This is a genomic window from Natrinema amylolyticum, from assembly GCF_020515625.1.
GTDB classification, from domain to species: Archaea; Halobacteriota; Halobacteria; order Halobacteriales; family Natrialbaceae; genus Natrinema; species Natrinema amylolyticum.
The window spans coordinates 153163-167138 of the sequence record NZ_JAIWPJ010000002.1; the positions used below are offsets into that span (position 1 = coordinate 153163).

16 protein-coding genes are annotated in these 13976 nt (G+C 68.4%); 5 read left to right on the forward strand and 11 right to left on the reverse strand.

Annotated features, from left to right (window positions below; all coding sequences use genetic code 11):
- The first annotated feature begins 74 nt into the window (after positions 1-74).
- Positions 75-1028 carry a cation diffusion facilitator family transporter gene (locus LDH66_RS10970; RefSeq protein WP_226481119.1) on the forward strand — a complete coding sequence of 318 codons (954 nt, stop codon included), beginning with the start codon at positions 75-77 and terminating at the stop codon, positions 1026-1028.
- An 83-nt stretch (positions 1029-1111) separates the two neighbouring features.
- Here LDH66_RS10970 and LDH66_RS10975 read toward each other — a convergent pair whose 3' ends face one another.
- The 4 genes from LDH66_RS10975 to trpC are packed head-to-tail and all read right to left on the reverse strand — an operon-like array spanning position 1112 to position 4939.
- The gene (locus LDH66_RS10975) at positions 1112-1906 is read right to left on the reverse strand and encodes a 2-amino-3,7-dideoxy-D-threo-hept-6-ulosonate synthase (protein WP_226481120.1); all 795 of its coding nucleotides are present in this window, start codon (positions 1904-1906) and stop codon (positions 1112-1114) included.
- Between the two features lie 24 nt (positions 1907-1930).
- Positions 1931-2788, reverse strand: coding sequence for a tryptophan synthase subunit alpha (gene trpA / locus LDH66_RS10980; RefSeq protein ID WP_226481121.1), 858 nt, complete (start codon positions 2786-2788; stop codon positions 1931-1933).
- Positions 2785-4104, reverse strand: coding sequence for a tryptophan synthase subunit beta (trpB, locus tag LDH66_RS10985; RefSeq protein WP_226481122.1), 1320 nt, complete (start codon positions 4102-4104; stop codon positions 2785-2787). Before trpB ends, trpA begins: the two co-directional genes overlap by 4 nt.
- Positions 4105-4129: 25 nt before the next feature.
- A complete protein-coding gene (trpC, locus tag LDH66_RS10990; RefSeq protein WP_226481123.1) occupies positions 4130-4939 on the reverse strand; it encodes an indole-3-glycerol phosphate synthase in 810 nt (269 codons plus the stop codon).
- Positions 4940-5099: 160 nt separating this feature from the next.
- Here trpC and LDH66_RS10995 point away from each other — a divergent pair, with 160 nt between their 5' ends.
- Positions 5100-5570: an MGMT family protein gene (locus tag LDH66_RS10995; protein WP_226481124.1), complete on the forward strand. Its 471-nt coding sequence runs from the start codon at positions 5100-5102 to the stop codon at positions 5568-5570.
- Between the two features lie 321 nt (positions 5571-5891).
- Here the strand turns inward: LDH66_RS10995 and LDH66_RS11000 are convergent, their stop codons facing one another.
- The 3 genes from LDH66_RS11000 to LDH66_RS11010 are packed head-to-tail and all read right to left on the reverse strand — an operon-like array spanning position 5892 to position 8154.
- Entirely contained in the window at positions 5892-6485 is a 594-nt protein-coding gene (locus LDH66_RS11000) for an NUDIX hydrolase (protein ID WP_226481125.1), read from the reverse strand.
- On the reverse strand, positions 6482-6979 hold the full coding sequence (locus LDH66_RS11005) for a DUF7109 family protein (protein ID WP_226481126.1): 498 nt from the start codon (positions 6977-6979) through the stop codon (positions 6482-6484). Before LDH66_RS11005 ends, LDH66_RS11000 begins: the two co-directional genes overlap by 4 nt.
- A gap of 26 nt (positions 6980-7005) precedes the next feature.
- A complete protein-coding gene (locus LDH66_RS11010) occupies positions 7006-8154 on the reverse strand; it encodes a glycosyltransferase family protein (RefSeq protein WP_226481127.1) in 1149 nt (382 codons plus the stop codon).
- Between the two features lie 38 nt (positions 8155-8192).
- On the opposite strand from LDH66_RS11010, the gene LDH66_RS11015 reads away from it, so the two are divergent.
- From LDH66_RS11015 to LDH66_RS11025, 3 genes are all read left to right on the forward strand, one after another.
- Positions 8193-8387 (forward strand): hypothetical protein, encoded by a 195-nt coding sequence (locus tag LDH66_RS11015; protein ID WP_226481128.1) that lies wholly within the window; start codon positions 8193-8195, stop codon positions 8385-8387.
- A 41-nt stretch (positions 8388-8428) separates the two neighbouring features.
- Positions 8429-8599 (forward strand): HVO_0758 family zinc finger protein, encoded by a 171-nt coding sequence (locus tag LDH66_RS11020; RefSeq protein ID WP_226481129.1) that lies wholly within the window; start codon positions 8429-8431, stop codon positions 8597-8599.
- Positions 8600-8682: 83 nt separating this feature from the next.
- Positions 8683-9756 (forward strand): PfkB family carbohydrate kinase, encoded by a 1074-nt coding sequence (locus tag LDH66_RS11025; RefSeq protein ID WP_226481130.1) that lies wholly within the window; start codon positions 8683-8685, stop codon positions 9754-9756.
- Here the strand turns inward: LDH66_RS11025 and LDH66_RS11030 are convergent.
- The 4 genes from LDH66_RS11030 to LDH66_RS11045 form a co-directional block, all read right to left on the reverse strand.
- Positions 9753-10943 carry a DHH family phosphoesterase gene (locus LDH66_RS11030; RefSeq protein WP_226481131.1) on the reverse strand — a complete coding sequence of 397 codons (1191 nt, stop codon included), beginning with the start codon at positions 10941-10943 and terminating at the stop codon, positions 9753-9755. The genes LDH66_RS11025 and LDH66_RS11030 overlap by 4 nt on opposite strands.
- A gap of 65 nt (positions 10944-11008) precedes the next feature.
- Positions 11009-11908, reverse strand: a complete 900-nt coding sequence (locus LDH66_RS11035) for an SDR family oxidoreductase (protein ID WP_226481132.1) — start codon at positions 11906-11908, stop codon at positions 11009-11011.
- A 189-nt stretch (positions 11909-12097) separates the two neighbouring features.
- Positions 12098-13363: a molybdopterin-dependent oxidoreductase gene (locus LDH66_RS11040; protein WP_226481133.1), complete on the reverse strand. Its 1266-nt coding sequence runs from the start codon at positions 13361-13363 to the stop codon at positions 12098-12100.
- 67 nt (positions 13364-13430) lie between these two features.
- Positions 13431-13856 (reverse strand): DUF5791 family protein, encoded by a 426-nt coding sequence (locus LDH66_RS11045; RefSeq protein WP_226481134.1) that lies wholly within the window; start codon positions 13854-13856, stop codon positions 13431-13433.
- Positions 13857-13976 lie beyond the last annotated feature (120 nt).

Consider the following 13976-nt stretch of genomic DNA (forward strand, 5'->3'; position numbering starts at 1 on the left):
GCTAAGGTTGGCGCATGAAACGGCGTTTCATAGCAGCCGAATTAATAAGTCGGGACCCCCGAATTCGACGCACGATGAGTCACAACGAGTCGGCGCACGCTCACGACGACTCGCACGACGGCCGCGGTCACGGGCACGGGCACGATCACGGCGGGAGTTCGACGAGCAGCCGCAAGCTCGCCGCCGTCTCGCTGATCAACGTCGTCGGCTTCCTCGTCGAACTCGCGGGCGGGCTGGCCTTCGGCTCGGTCGCGCTCATCAGCGACGCCGTCCACATGCTGTTCGACGCGCTCGCGTACGTGATGGCCTTCGCCGCCGCTCACGTCGCCGAACGCTACGGCGACGGCGACCGCTGGTCCTACGGCCTCCACCGCCTCGAGCCGTTCGCCGCCTTCCTCAACGGCCTATTGCTCCTGCCGATGGTCGGCTTCATCCTTTGGGAGTCCTATCACCGATTTCTCGAGCCCGTCGCCATCGGCACCGGGCCGACGATCGCCATCGCGACGGGCGGCCTGCTGGTCAACCTCGGCTCGGTCTACGTCCTCCACGGCGACGCGATGAGCCTCAACGAGAAGGGCGCGTTCTACCACCTGCTTGGCGACGCCGGCGGCTCGGTCGCCGTCATCGTCTCCGTCATCGCAATCGAGGTGACCGGTTTCCGCGTCGTCGACCCGATCACCGCGGCACTGATCGCCGCCGTCGTGACCTGGTCGGCGATCACCGTGTTGCGTGGCAGCGGCGAAATTTTCTTCCTCAGAACCCCACTCGAGAGCGACGAGATCCGCGCCCATCTCACCGAGATCGAGGGCGTCGACCGCGTCGACGACTTCCACGCGTGGCAGATCTGCAGTCAGATCACGGTCGCGACGGTCCACGTCGAGACCGGCGTCGAGACGATGGCCGAGGCCGAGTCGATCGTCGGCCGCGTCCACGACGAACTCGACTGCCACGGCGTCGATCACGCCACCGTCGAACTGAGCCCCCGCTACGCCGATCGGGACGTCCACCTCGATACGCACTGCCACTGAGCGGTGACGCATCTCGAGCGCCCGGAGCCGGTGCTGCGAGCGGTCGAACGCCGCGAGTGAGAGAGAAGAGCTGAGAGGGGAAATCAAGCCTCGAGCGCCAGTCCCGCTTCGGCCAGCGCCTCGTCGGTCGAGAGGTCCTCGTGAACGACGCCGGCGACCGCTCGCGCGATGGCCTCCGGGTCCTCGTGCTGGAAGATCGAGCGGCCCATGGAGATACCGGCGCCGCCGGCGTCCATCACGCCGCGAACCATCTCGATCGTCTCGCGGTCGGTTCCCTTCGAGCCGCCGGCGATGACGACCGGGAGCCGCGTCGACTCGACGACGTGGGCAAAGCTCTCGGCGTCGCCGCTGTAGCCCGTCTTGACGATGTCGGCACCGAGCTCCTCGGCGAGGCGGACCGCGTGGCCGAGCGCTTCGGGATCCTCCGGGTCGACGCCGGGGCCGCGGGCGTAGGCCATCGCGAGGACCGGAATCCCGAACCGCTGGGCCCGTTCGGTGACCTCCGAGAGCTGGCTGATCTGGTCGGGCTCGTGATCCGAGCCGACGTTGATGTGGAAGGAGACCGCATCAGCACCGACGCGGATCGCCTCCTCGACGGTTCCGGTCATCCGCTTGTCCTCCTCGTCCGGCCCGATCGTGGTCGAGCCGTTGAGGTGGACGATGTAGCCCTTGCCGTTCTTGTTGTCGTGGACGCGCGGTGCGATCCCCTTCTGCGTGAGGACCGCGTCCGCCCCGCCGCTGGTCACGCCGTCGATCGTCGATTCGATATCTTTCAGTCCCTGGACGGCACCCATCGTGATGCCGTGGTCCATTGGGACGATCACGTACGATCCGTCTGTCCCGATTCGGTCGAGTCGTGCGTCAATTCCTGTGGTCATTGCGGGAGTGTAGCAAGCTTGCGGTTATGGCTGTTCTGGTTCCGGTCGTTCTTCAGGATCGTCCGTGACGGCATCCGCGCCGCGACGCGCACCGCGTTTGAGTTCTCGGGCTTTGGCCTCGAGTGCGTCGACCGCGTCGCTCGGATCGTCGCTCGAGGCTATTATGTCGACGAGTGCGCTACCGACGATGACGCCGTCGGCTCCGGCCTCGATGATCTCGGCCGCGTGGTCCCCCTCGCTGACGCCGAACCCGACCGCTTTGGGGACGTCGTACTCCGAGAGTCGCGCGAGGCTGTCGTGGGTCGCACCCGATACGTTCGCACGCGCACCGGTCGTCCCGAGGCGGGCCTGCACGTAGGCGAAGCCGGAGACCTGGGACATGATGGCGTCCAGACGCTCGCCCTCGGTCGTCGGCGCGATGATGAAGACGAGGTCGAGACCGTTGTCGTCGCAGGCGCGGCGCAGCGGGCCCGCCTCCTCGGCGGGGAGGTCGGGGACGATGATCCCCGAGAGGCCGGCTTCAGCGGCCCGCTCCACGAACGGCCTCACGTCGGGCTCGTCACCGTACTGCAATATCATGTTATAATACGTCATCACCAGCAGCGGCGCCTCTGTCTCGAGGTCGGCGACCAACTCGAAGAAGCCCTCGGGGGTCGTGCCGGCGGCGAGTGCGCGGTTGATTGCGGCCTGAATGGTCGCCCCTTCCGCGATCGGCTCCGAGAACGGAAGCCCGAGTTCGATCAGGTCCGAGCCGCCCCGGTCGAGGGCCTCGACGTACGCCTTCGTGTCCTCGAGCGAGGGGTCGCCCGCCGTGATGTAGGTGATCAGCGCGGGGTGGTTCTCGCGGATGGCCGCTTCGACGTCGCTGTCGTACTCGCTCACGAGTCGAACACCTCGACGTCCGGCGCGGCCTCGAGATCGCGCTTCTCGGTCTCCTCTAACACGGTCTCCAAGTCCTTATCCCCGCGGCCGGAGACGTTGACGACCACGAGATCGCCGAGGTCCTCGTGTGCCTCGTCTCGCGGGCTTTGCCCGCTCGACGTATCCGCGGCGGTTCCCGCCGCGCGCTCCAGATACCCGAGCGCGTGACTCGACTCGAGCGCCGGGATGATCCCCTCGAGTCGCGAGAGCCGGTGGAAGCCGTTGAGCGCGTCCTCGTCGTCGACGCTCGCCGGTGTGACCCGGCCGGTCTCGACGAGATGCGAGAGTTCGGGGCCGACGCCGGCGTAGTCCAGCCCCGCGCTGACGCTGTGGGACTCCATGATCTGGCCGTCGGTGCTCTGGAGGAGCTTCGTCATCGCGCCGTGGAGGACGCCGTCGGTGCCCGTCGAGAGCGTCGCGGAGTTGGGCGCGAGGCCCTCGTCTTCGTCGATCTCGAGGCTCGAGCCGCCGGCCTCGACGGCGTAGAGGTCGACCGCTTCGTCCGGAACGAACGCGTGGAACGTCCCCATCGTGTTCGAGCCGCCGCCCGCGCAGGCGACGACGCTGTCGGGCAGTCGTCCGGCCTTCTCTCGGATCTGTTTCCGGGCTTCGTCGCCGATGACGGCCTGAAAGTCCCGGACCATCTTCGGGAACGGATGTGGGCCGACGACGGAGCCGATCACGTAGTGGGTCCGCTCGACGGTGGTCGCCCAGTCGCGCATCGTCTCGTTGATCGCCTCCTTCAGCGTGCCGCTGCCGGCCTCGACTGGGTTCACCTCGGCCCCGTTCATCCGCATCCGGTAGACGTTCGGACGCTGGCGGTTGACGTCCGTTCGGCCCATGTAGATCTCGCAGGGCATGTCGAGGTGGGCCGCGGCCATCGCCGTCGCGGTGCCGTGTTGGCCCGCGCCGGTCTCGGCGATGATCCGCTCCTTGCCCATGTACTTGGCCAGCAGGACCTGCCCGAGCGCGTTATTGAGCTTGTGGGCCCCGCCGTGGAGGAGGTCCTCGCGCTTGAGATAGATCTCGCGGTCGTAGCGCTCGCTCAGCCGATCCGCTCGCTGGAGCGGCGTCGGCCGCCCGCCGAAATCGCGCATCCGCTCGCGAAACTCGTCCATGAAGCCGTCCTCGTTCTCCAGGACGTAGCGCTCGTAGGCGTCCTCGAGTTCCTGGACGGCCGGCATCAGCGCCTCGGGGACGTACTGACCGCCGTACTCTCCGAACGTGCCCGTCCGTCCGGAGTCACTCTCGCCGTCGCGCTCGCGTTCCGTGCTCATGTTTGGGTCTCTCCGTCGTGCTCGCTCATGTTGTCTCAGTCTCCGTCGAGTCCGCAGCGTCCGCCGATTCCGCTCGCGTGAGTCGCCGCGTGTTCGCCGTCACGTCGCTGTCGCCCGCGCCGTGGTCCATGATGGCGCTGCCGACCAGGAGGGCGTCGGCGCCCGCCGCCCGCATCCGTCGCACGTCCGCCGGCGAGCCGACGCCGCTCTCGGCGATCAGCGTCACGTCATCAGGAGCATCGGGCGCGACCGACTCGAAGGTTTCGAGGTCGACCTCGAGCTTCGCCAGATCGCGGTTGTTCACGCCGATGATCTCCGCGCCCGCCTCGAGCGCCGTCTCGAGTTCCGCGCGGTCGTGGACCTCTACGAGGGGCTGAAAGCCGCGCTCGCGGGCGGCCGCGACGAGGTTTTCGAGGTCATCGACGAACCTGACGATCAGCAGTAACAGGTCCGCTTCGACGACGTCCATCCCGTCCTCCTCGACGACGAAGTCCTTGCGCAGGACCGGCACGTCGACGGCCTCCCGAATGCGGGTCAGCGCCTCGGGCGAGCCGCCGAAGTGGGTCGGCTCCGTGAGCACCGAGATCGCCGCCGCGCCGCCGTCGACCATCGCTCGCGCCAGTTCGACGGGGTCGTCGTCTCGAGTCCCCTCGGCCGTCGGACTGGTCGGTTTCACCTCCGCGATCACTGGGACTCGCCCGTCGGCCTCGGCGTCGGCCAGCGCGTCGGGCAGCGAGCGCGCGTCCACGTCGACGACGCCCTCACCGCCGGCGCGCTCCCGAGCGGCCTCGAGTATCGACTGCACCGCGGGGGCGAGCTCCGTATCGGAGTTCATTATTGTACATCGACGTACTCATATGTACATAAGGCTTGCGTCATGGCGTCACACGGGACGACGGCGGCGGATATCGGCCGAACTCTGCTCGCGTGCGGTGGATCGGGACTCGAAAACGAGGACCGGCGGCTATTCAAGCCCGGCCCACTTACGGCGGTCTATGGAGGACGTTACGGACGCTGGAATCTACGCACGGGAATCGCCGTATCTCGACCGGTACGTCCAGCTCGGAGCCGCCAGCGGACGGGTCCTGAGCGTTTCGTTCCCCGAGATCCCCGACGACAACGCCGAGGACGACCATCCAATTCTCGATCGAATCTTCGAGTACCTCGACGGCCTCGAGGAGATCACCTTCGACGACGTGCAGGTCGCGATGACGATGCCGACCGACCAACGGGCGGTCCTCGAGGGCGTCCAGTCGATCCCGTACGGCGATCAGGTCACCGTCGAGACGCTCGCCCGGATGACCTCCGGGCTCGATCACCGGGACGAAGACGACATCATCCTGGTCCGAACCGCGCTCGACGAGAATCCGGCCCCGCTCCTGATTCCCGACCACCGCGTGCGCGACGGCCCCAGCGCCGCGCCGCCGGACGTCGAGCAGAAGCTGCGGTCGCTCGAGGGACTCTAACGGTAGTTTGTCGGACGGTTTCTCGTGGCTCTCCGAACGGAGGGACCCGCTCGAGTCATGTTTCGAACTGGATAGAATCACCGACAGTGAGCGTCCTGCTTCCATGGCACTGAGGAATGCCACGTCCTCCCAGCCGATTTCTCCGCACGGATGCGACGCACCCGCTTGGATGGTTCGCGGGACCGACGGTCCCGCGCTACCGATTGCTCCCGTCGGGCCTCGCACTTACCGCGGCTCAGCGCGCGCCGCTGCGTATAGCCGGCCGATCCGCGTATAACGGAGACGATATACTGAACGAACGGTGGTCGTCTGCGTGACGGCTCAGAACTCCGACCGATCGACCTTCTCGGGCGCTTCGAAATCCGTCGCCAACTCGAGCAACTGCACCAGAATTCGGCCGGTCGCACCCCAGACGGTGTAGCCGTTCACGCGGAAGTAGTGGATGACGATCTCGCCGTAGTAGGGATGGGAGCGGCGCTCGTACTCGTAGTTGGCCGGGTCGAGCAGCCCCGACAGCGGGAGGACGACGATCTCGGCGACCTCGCTCTCGTCGCGGACGTACTCCCGATCGGGGACGTGGGCGACGAACGGCGTGACGGCGTACTCGGTGACCGTCCGAATGTCGTCGAGCTGGCCGACGATTTCGGCTTCACTCGACTCGAGGCCGATCTCCTCGTTGGCCTCCCGGAGCGCGGTCTCGAGTATCGTCTCGTCTTCTGGCTCGGCTCCGCCCCCGGGAAAACTCATCTGTCCGGGATGCTCCCCGAGGTGGTCGGCTCGTCGGGTGAACAGCAGGTGGTCCTCGCCGTCGCGGTCGACGATCGGCGCGAGAACCGCCGCGTCGTACTCCTGGTCGCCGATCTCGGTCGGCTCGTAGTCCGCGACCGGCTCGAGCGTCAGTCTCCGGCCCGTCATTCCTCGAGGGCGTCCTCCAGTCGCCGCCGTTCGTCCGTGAGATCGACCGGGGCCCACGCCTCGACGTCGTAACTGACGTCGATCAGGGTCCGGATCCGGTCTTCATCCGCCGCGGCGACGGCCTCGTCGGCGGCCTCGAGCACGCGTTCGCGGGCCGTCTCGCCGAGCGCCTCGCGATCGAGTCGCCGCCGCTCGACGTCCAAGATGTGGGGCACGTCCTCCGCGTGGTCCGGCACCGTCGGAAAGGCCGTCGGGCCGGCGACCAGCAGCGCCTCGTCGTCCGCGGTCGGCGGGTCGTCCGCGCCCGCGGGAGCGTACCGAACGAGCGCGAACGACTCGAGGGCCGCGTCGACGGCCGCGTCGAGGGCCGCGTCCTCGACGGACCGTCCGTCGGCGCGGTAGGCGGCCTCGGCGAGCGCCCGCTCGAGTTCTCCGCGGGTCAACCCGCCGAAGAGGTCGACCACGCCGGCCAGTTCGTCGGCGGTCGCGTCCATACGCGGCCCAACGGCCGATAGCGGGATTAGTCTTGCGAGCGCGAGCCGACGCGGTGCTCTCGCCAGGGTCGGGCCGCCGCGAGCACGTCGCCCGGTGCGAACGGGGCGTCGGTCCACCGCGGCAGGCGCGCGTCCGGACCCGGCGGTGCGATCGACTCGGCGTAGCGAGACACCTGCTCCCGTTCGCTCGCGGGGTCGTACTCCAGTCCGTTGAACGCGGCGTCCGCGCGATACTGGTCGATCAGCTCCTCGCCGGCGGCCCGATACCGCTCGGACAGAGTCTCGTACGCGGGATCGACGCCGCGTTCCTCGAGCACGCCCAACAGCGTGGCCGCGACTTCCCGGCTCATCCCCTCGAGGCCCGCGTCCCCGGCGACCGCGCGGTGGTCGTGTTCGTGACGACCGAGATCGACCTGCGCGGAGCCGCCGAAGCCGGCGATCTCGTAGGCGTCGCCGAGCGTCCCGACCTCGAGCCCCCACGCCCGGGGTGCGCGAAGCCGCCGCGCGAGGCGGGAACTCGCGGCGAACTCGCCGGCCAGCGCGTACCGAAACGCGCCGAGGTAGTCGACGATCGGTGCGTCGTGGGCGTCCGCGAGGGCTCGGAGTAACGGTTCGTAGAACAGTCGGAAGAGGCGTCCGTAGAGGCGACCGCGCTCGACGCGCGCGTAGTACCCCTTCGAGAAGTCGAAGCCCATCGTCAGGGGGGCGAGCAGGCGACGGACGTGGTCGGCCTCGTAGCTGCGGGCGTCGGCGTCGTGGACGACGACCGCGTCGGCGGCGTCCGCGGCGGGACCGAGCGCGAGCCAGACATCGCGTCCCTTCCCGAACTCGCCGCCCAGTCCCGCGTCGGCGAGCACGTCGTCGACGCCGGGCGCGTTACACCAGAGGACCCGAGTCGGCAGTGCGAACGAGCCGAGCCACTCTCGAAACGGCCCGATTCGGTCGGATTCGGCTCGGACGGGGACGAAGACTGCAGCGGGTGCCGGCTCGAGGCGCTCGAGTTCCGCGAGGACGCGTTCGGCGGCGGGGCTCTCGTACTCGCGGCCGGTCATCGGGACGATGACGGCCGTCTCGGCGACCGCAGCGGCGGCTTCGCGGGCGAGGTCGCCACCCGCGCCCCCGTCCCCGTCACCGAACTCGTGGAGCGTGGCGATCCGCTCCTGGACGTACTCCATCGGTGGGGTCTTCGAGCGGACCGGTAAAACGGCCACGGATGCGGCCAGATATACTGTCGGCCGGCGGCGTCAGCCGTTCGCGCCCGTCGCCGGCCGGCAGCGGCGAGGGCGAGCGTGACGAGCGAGAGGTCGCCGATGCCCACGGCGGCCGCGCTCGCGCCGACGGTCGTCCGGATCGGCCTCGAGGGGGCTCGGTCGCGACCGAACGCGGAGGCCGAGTCGGGACCGGATAAAGCACCGGTCTTTTTCTTCCCCTCCTGCTTACAGAGCGAACATGAAATCAGTCCGGAAGGCGCTCCGCGCCGGCGACCTCGAGAAGGACACCTACGATCGGCTCGTTTGTGGCGAGTGCGAGAAGCCGCTGAAGACCGAAAACGACCCGGACGAGATCAAGACGGTCCGCATCTGCCCCGACTGCGGGGCGGAGTGGAAGGAGATTCGCTAGGCGGCCGGTATCTCCTCGCGCGGTCGCGGCTCGAGTCGTCGTGCCAGCCGTTCCTTTTTGCCGACGAGCGACGCAGTTCGACCGTGAGCGACGACGACCTCCGCGACCGCCTCTGTGACCTCGAGACCGACGACGCGCGCCGTCTCGTCGCGCTGCCCGACGGGAGCGTCGACCGCTGGTACGCGCTCTCGGGGGCGGGCGGTGACCGCCTCGAGGCGGCCGACGCGTTCGCCGATCAGCTCGCAGCGGGCGGCCGCTCGTTCTCGCTCGAACCGATCGACGCGCGGCCGGGCGGCCAGGCCGTCAACGCGGCCAGGCAAATTCACGCGCTCGGCGAGGCGGCGACGCTCGTCGGCCACCTCGAGCATCCGGTGCTGTCCGGGTTCCCCTTCGAAACGCACTCGATGGGGACGCCGGCGACGGTTCGCGTCGTCGACTTCGGAGCGGACGAACTCCAGTTCTCCGAACCGGGACCGGCCGAGAACTGGGGTCTCGGGGACCTGCTCGCGGTCGTCGACTGGGATCGGATCGTCGGCGCGGACGCGCTGTGCTGTACGAACTGGGTCTCGGTCCGCGGTCTCACGGCCGTCTTCGACCGGTTGGCGTCCGATCCGCCCGAGGCGGCGCTTCCGGTGATCGTCGATCCTGGGCCGATCGACGCCGTCGATCCGGCGGCGCTCGAGGACCTGTTCGACGCGCTGTCGCGGGCCGATTCCGCCGACGCGCCGCTCGCGGCGTTCCTGAGCGTGAATCCGACGGAGCTCGCGGCCGCCGCGGCGGCCATCGGCGTCTCGGACGACGGAGCGGACGACAGCGAGGGCCCGACCGCGGGCTCGTCACGAGAGCGCACTCGAGATCGGACTGCGGCGCTTCGCTCCGCGATCGACGTCACCGGCGTCGTCTCCCACGGGTCCGACGCGGCCGTCGGGGCGACGCGAGACGGTGTCGTCGCAGTCGAGATGCTCGACCTCGACGAACCGGAGCGGACGACGGGCGCCGGCGACCGGTTTTCGGCGGGGCTCGCCTGCGGGCTGGCCCGCGACTGGCCCCTCGAGACGGCGCTCGCGCTCGGGAACGCCTGTGCGGCGCGCTTCGTCGGAACCGGCGAGACTGCCGATCCGGCGGCGGTGCGCTCGCTGCTCGAGCAGTCGGACTAACGTTCGCCCGCCATCGCCGAAAAGAGTCGCTCCTCGAACTCGGCGCGGCTGATCCCGTCGGAGGGGCCGATCCCGTTCATGTGATCGACCGAGAGCTGGCCGCCGCCCATCCGCGCGTGGCCGCCCGCGCTGGCCATCGGAATGTCGCTGATGGCGTGGCGCAGCGTCTCGCCCATGTGGACCCGGTCGTCGCGTGACCGGCCGGAGAGGTGGAGCGTCCCGTCGTGTTCGCCGTAGACGACGACCGCCGTGACCCCCTCGAGGTGCATGAGTTCGTCCGCGGCCTGGGGAATCGCGTCGACGTTCCCGATGTCGCCGACGTCGCAGACGGCGAAGGGACCCTCGATCCGCTTCTCGGTGATCGCCGTCGCCTTGACCTGCAATACGTCGTCGCTGACCTGCGGGTTGGCGATCCGGTCGAGCAGGTCCTCGTCGATCCCCGAGAACAGCGCGGCGCAGGCGTCGAACTCGGCCCGCGAGCAGCCGTTGGTCAGGTGGTTCGTGTCCGACTGGATGCCGTAGAGCAGCCCCGTCGCGAGCTCCGGCGACACCTGCAGGCCACTCGAGCCGTCCTCGTCGGCTATCGACGCCCCGATGTCGTTCAGGTACTCGACGATGATCGTCGACGCCGCGCCGTAGTCGGTCCGCACGTCGGTGAACTTCGTCCCGGCCCCGTTGCCGGGGTGGTGGTCGACGACCGCGATCGGCTCGACGGTCTGTGCGCCGGTGAAGCCTCGCGGCGTGTTGTGATCGACCAGCACCACCGCGTCGGAATCGAGCTGGGAGCTCGCCTCGACGGATTCCATGTCCAGATCGAGGACGGTGCGGAACGCGCGGTTCTCCTGATGACGGATCTCGCCGGAGTACTGCAGGGTCGCGTCGGTGTCGACCGAGTCCGCGATCCGCGCGACGCCCATCGCACACGACATCGCGTCGGGGTCGGGGTTCGGATGCATCAACACCGTCACTTCGTCGTGATTGGCGAGCATGCGCTGGAGGCGCGCGCCCGGCGGTCGACGGAACCAGCGAATCACCCACCACCCACCGAGAACGAGGCCGACGACGACGAGAACGAGAAGCGAGAGAACGAGCGGCTCGAGGGATCGGACCGAGTCGCCGAGCGACTCGGTTACCAGCGGCTCCGCCCCGACGACGGCACCGTCGGTCGGGACGCTCCGATAGCTCATATCAGGAGATCAAATCGAACCACCAAGAAATTTCCCCCGATTTACCCCGATATCGGCGGGAATCGTCAGCTGTCGAAGTCGTTACGGTAGGTCTCGATCGCGTCGCGGTATCCTTCGCGGTACGTGGGATAGGCGAACTCGTAGCCGAGTTCCCGGAGCTTCTCGTTCGAGCAGCGCTTGCTCGTCAGGATCCGTCGCCGACCCGCCTCGGAGACGTCGTCGTCCGCGAGGCGCTCGGCCTTCGTTTGTTTCGGCGGCCGCTCGACGCCGCATTCGTCGGCCAGCCAGTCCGCGAACTCCCACTTCGAGGCCGGTTCGTCGTCGACCACCTGAACGACCTCGCCGCGCGCGAGGTCTTCCGCGAGCAGGTACCGGACCGCACCGGCGGCGTCGTCCCGGTGGACCATGTTCAGATACCCCTCCGTCACGGGCCCGTCGAGGTAGCGCTCGAGCCGATAACGGCCGGGGCCGTACAGGCCCGCATAGCGCGCGACGGTGCCGTCGAAGCCGTACTCGTCGGGCAGTTCGAGCGCGATCCGCTCGGCCTCGACGAGCACCTCGGTCTTTTCCGTGGTGGGCTCGAGCGGCGTCTCCTCGTCGACCCAGTCGCCGTCGTGGTCGCCGTGGACGCCCGTCGAGGAGGTGTACACGAGTCTGTCGGGCGCGCTCTCGCGCTCGCCGAACGCCTCTATCGCCGTCCGTAACCCCTCCACGTAGACGTCGCGAGCGGCCTCGGCACCCCGGCCGCCGCTGCTCGCCGCGAAGACGAGGGCGTCGACGTCCGGCACCGCTGTGAGCGCCTCGCGGTCGGTGACGTCCGCCCGCACTCCGTCGAAGCCGGCGTCCTCGATCCGTTCGACTCCCTCCGCGGATCGGCGAACGCCGATCGGCTCGTGCCCTCGCGCCGCGAGCTGTCGGCCGAGTTCGATACCGACGTGTCCGCAGCCGAGAATTGCAACGTTCATGGCCGTACTCGCGGTCGGTTATACATAATTTCACCGCTCGAGGACGGATTTGCAGTCCGTTCGCCGCGGTTTTTCGAGTATCGTCAACTCTCACTTTCTCTCTCTTTCTCGAGCGGCGGAGCTACCGACCGGGGAGAGTGGGAAGGATGGGGAGGGAGAGGAGAGGTGCCGCGTCGGGCGCCACTGCGATCACTCCACGGTGACCTCGACCGCGTGGGGACGGAACGCGTTCTCCGCGTAGCCGCCCTCGTTCCACGGATAGTCGTCGGCCGCGTCCGCGAAGTCCTCGCTGCCCTCACCGGGCCGCGAGATTCGGGCGGGCTGGCGGCGGCCGTGCTCGTCCGTCGCTCGGGAGACGAGGGTGTACGAGCCGGTCGACGGCTCCCACAGGTAGCGAAACAGTCGCCACGCGCAGTCGTAGTTCGGCCCGAAGAACGAGCCGTCGTCCCAGTTCTCTCCGCCGTCGGTCGAGACCTCGATCGTCGTCACGTCGTCGTCGCCGGCCCAGGCGACGCCGACGACCTCGATCGTGCCGTCCTCCCGCGGGGAGACGGTCGCGCCGTCGTCGGGGTAGCCGATGGTGGACTTGACGTTCTCGTCGTACGTGTACGGATAGTCGATCTCGTCGGACTCCCACTGCTCCCAGGTGTCGTACGTCGAAACCGTCGCGTTCGATTCGGGGTCGACGCCCTCGGGGTGGATCCGGTAGGAGGACTGTTGCCACCGGGTGTAGTCGTCGCCGTCGCGGTCCGTCCACTCCGGCCCGTGGACCATCTTCTCCATCACGCGGAGTTCGGTGACCCACTTGACGCTGTTGACGCCGTACCAGCCGGGAACGAGCAACCGGACCGGGTAGCCGTGTTCGGGCGGCAGCGGCTGTCCGTTGATCTCGTAGGCGAGGATACAGTCCTCGAGGATCTTGTGCATCGGAATCGAGCGGGCGAACAGGTCGTTCTCGCCCTCGACCTCGGGGCGGTCACCGCCGACCGCGGTGAGCCACATGTCGTCGTCGGTCGCCGCACCGTGATCGGCGAGGATCGAGCGCAGCGGCGTGCCGGTCCAGAACGCGGTGCTGACGGCTCCGTACTCCCACTGGACGCTGCCCGTTTCGGGCTCGAAGTAGCCGCGGCCGTTGCCCGCACACTCCATCGTGTGCGCGACGGCGACCGTGGGATACGCGTCTCGAATCGCGTCCATCCCGAGGTCGCCCTCGCGCTCGACCGCGCCGGTGAGCGCGACCGACCACGAGTCGGCGTCGGGCTCGAGCGTCTCGTTACGGTGACAGACGTAGTGCTCGTCGACGGGCGTGAGCCAGTTCGCGTAGGTGCCCCGGTCGTCGGCGCCGACGACCCGATATCGATCCTCGAGGTCGGTGACGGACGCAGTGCCGGGTTTGCGATCCAGAATGGCGTCGACCTCCCGTCGCCGGTTCTCGCTTCGCTCCGAATCTGACATGGCACACGGACACCGCTGCGGCGCATAAACGTCGGGGGTGCGTTCGGCTATTCGCGACGCGTCGTCCCTACGGCGCGCCGTCCGCGATCACGTACTGGACGTGGACGAACTCCTCGAACGACATCGGCGCTCGCCCTTCGATCTTCTGGTGGACCTCCTTCGCATCCAGATCGATCTCGAGGTCGCTCTCGACCGCGTCGACGTCGAGCACCGCCGTCGACATCCCCAGTAGCAGGTGTTCGAGCGCCATCGTCACTATCGTCTCCGGGTCCGGCTCCCCGTCTCCGAGCGACTGGATCTGGGCCGCTTGCTCGAGCGTCAGCGCCGGCGACTCGCCCGCGGTCAGCGCCTCGAGCGTCTCCCGCTCGAGGTCGGTCTCGGCCGCGACGGTCTCGGTCCCGCGTCGCTCGACGATCGTTGCGAGGTCGTCCTCGTACTCGGCCCGGAGGTCGGCGGGCGAGTCGGGGACGGTCATCCGCTGTTCGTAGAACATACTCGAACGGAGGGGAATCCGGCTGAAATGTATTGTGACCTTCGCCAACCGTCGGACAGGCGGTGTCGCATCGGTCGAAACTGCGATCGGACCCGCTTGAGCCGAGATCAGCGTATCAAA

Excerpts from the sequence above, each read along its gene's own strand:
- LDH66_RS11015 (WP_226481128.1), top strand. The coding sequence starts at position 8,193 with ATGCGGCCAGATATACTGTCGGCCGGCGGCGTCAGCCGTTCGCGCCCG.
- LDH66_RS11040 (WP_226481133.1), bottom strand. The coding sequence starts at position 13,363 with ATGTCAGATTCGGAGCGAAGCGAGAACCGGCGACGGGAGGTCGACGCC.
- LDH66_RS11010 (WP_226481127.1), bottom strand. The coding sequence starts at position 8,154 with ATGGAGTACGTCCAGGAGCGGATCGCCACGCTCCACGAGTTCGGTGAC.
- LDH66_RS11000 (WP_226481125.1), bottom strand. The coding sequence starts at position 6,485 with ATGACGGGCCGGAGACTGACGCTCGAGCCGGTCGCGGACTACGAGCCG.
- trpC (WP_226481123.1), bottom strand. The coding sequence starts at position 4,939 with ATGAACTCCGATACGGAGCTCGCCCCCGCGGTGCAGTCGATACTCGAG.
- LDH66_RS11045 (WP_226481134.1), bottom strand. The coding sequence starts at position 13,856 with ATGTTCTACGAACAGCGGATGACCGTCCCCGACTCGCCCGCCGACCTC.
- LDH66_RS11035 (WP_226481132.1), bottom strand. The coding sequence starts at position 11,908 with ATGAACGTTGCAATTCTCGGCTGCGGACACGTCGGTATCGAACTCGGC.
- LDH66_RS11030 (WP_226481131.1), bottom strand. The coding sequence starts at position 10,943 with ATGAGCTATCGGAGCGTCCCGACCGACGGTGCCGTCGTCGGGGCGGAG.
- LDH66_RS11020 (WP_226481129.1), top strand. The coding sequence starts at position 8,429 with ATGAAATCAGTCCGGAAGGCGCTCCGCGCCGGCGACCTCGAGAAGGAC.
- LDH66_RS11005 (WP_226481126.1), bottom strand. The coding sequence starts at position 6,979 with ATGGACGCGACCGCCGACGAACTGGCCGGCGTGGTCGACCTCTTCGGC.
- LDH66_RS10995 (WP_226481124.1), top strand. The coding sequence starts at position 5,100 with ATGGAGGACGTTACGGACGCTGGAATCTACGCACGGGAATCGCCGTAT.
- trpB (WP_226481122.1), bottom strand. The coding sequence starts at position 4,104 with ATGAGCACGGAACGCGAGCGCGACGGCGAGAGTGACTCCGGACGGACG.
- LDH66_RS10970 (WP_226481119.1), top strand. The coding sequence starts at position 75 with ATGAGTCACAACGAGTCGGCGCACGCTCACGACGACTCGCACGACGGC.
- LDH66_RS10975 (WP_226481120.1), bottom strand. The coding sequence starts at position 1,906 with ATGACCACAGGAATTGACGCACGACTCGACCGAATCGGGACAGACGGA.